Below are 1,362 nucleotides of genomic sequence, written 5' to 3' on the forward strand. Positions count from 1 at the left end.
CCCGTCCCCACGGTGCGGCGCTGCGGCGCGGTGTCCGCGGCGGTCGCGCGCCCTCGTGCCGGTGCCTGCCGCTGCCGTCGGTTGGTCACGGGAGACCCCGGAATTCCGTCGGGCACTTCCGTGCCGAGTCTCGCAATTCAGGGCCGCCGATTCCGCTCCCGCCGGCGAACGCGGATGCGTCCGCCTCGCCATGGCTCATTGCCGCTCCCCTGTGCATCGCGGGTAATGCTGTCATTATCCCGGCAGGGGCGCAGAGCGGGTCAATGGCACAAGTTCGTAAGAAGCCTATGTCTCGGCGGCATAGACGGGGGACAGAATGACCATCGAGCTGCAACAGCTGGCCTACTTCACGGCCGTGGCCACATCGGGGTCCTACGTTCTGGCGGCGGAACGGCTCCATGTGTCGCAGCCCGCGCTGTGGCGGAAAGTGAAGAGCCTGCAGGGGGAGTTGGGAGTTCCTCTCTTCGAGCGGTCGGGCAACCGCGTGGTGCTGACGTCGGCGGGCACCCTCCTGCTGGCGGAGGCGCAGCGCGTCCTCACCGCGAACGAGCGGCTCTGCGAGGTCGCCACCGACCTGAGTCAGGGGCGTACGGGGCTTGTGCGGTTCGGCTGCTTCCCGGTGCACATCCGCTATCTGCTGGCCCCCGTCATCGGCGCCTTCCTCGGTGAACACCCGGACATCCGCATGGAGTTCACCGGTCTCGCCGACAGCAGACGCGCCGAAGTGGCCAGACGGCTCTACGAGGACCTGCGCCTGGGAGCCCTCGACCTGGCGATGGCCCCGGGCCCCCGGAACGACTTCGACGGCTTCAAGGCGTACCGCGCGGACATCGTGGCCGTACTGCCCGCCGACCATCCCCACCACGGTGATCCCGAGGTCGAGTTGGGCGTGATCCGCGACCGCCCGCTGCTCACCGCGCCGCTCGGCTACTTCTCCCGGGTCGAGGTGGAGCGGGGCGCGGCGAAGTGCGGATTCAGTCCGCGGGTCCTCGTGGAGAGCTCGAGTCCGCTGTCGCTGCTCGCTCTTGGCCGGAGCGGGGTGGGGATTCCGATCGTCGCCCGGGACAACATCGACCCGTCCGAACCGGACCGCGGCAGCGTCCTCGTCGCCTCGGACGGTGCGATCCACACGGACGTGTGGCTGCACTGGAAGCCGGGGAGCCTGTCGTCGGCCGCCGTGATGCTCGCCGAGATGATCCGTGCGGCGTCCCTGCGCCGAGAGGAGGCGTCCCCGCGCTATGCCGTCTTCTCCCCGCGCGGGGACGCCTCCTCTCGGCGCAGGGACGCCGCACGGATCATCTCGGCGAGCATCACGGCGGCCGACGACAGGCTCCCCGGCTTCCAGTGCAGCCACACGTCCGT

At 69.9% G+C, this 1,362-nt stretch carries 1 protein-coding gene; it reads left to right on the top strand.

The window, feature by feature from the left end:
* Window positions 1-316: 316 nt before the first annotated feature.
* The coding region (locus AOK22_RS36815; RefSeq protein ID WP_055703016.1) for a LysR family transcriptional regulator at window positions 317-1,362 on the top strand (1,046 nt) is incomplete at its 3' end.

Source organism: Streptomyces silaceus (assembly GCF_001419745.1).
Lineage (GTDB): Bacteria > Actinomycetota > Actinomycetes > Streptomycetales > Streptomycetaceae > Streptomyces > Streptomyces silaceus.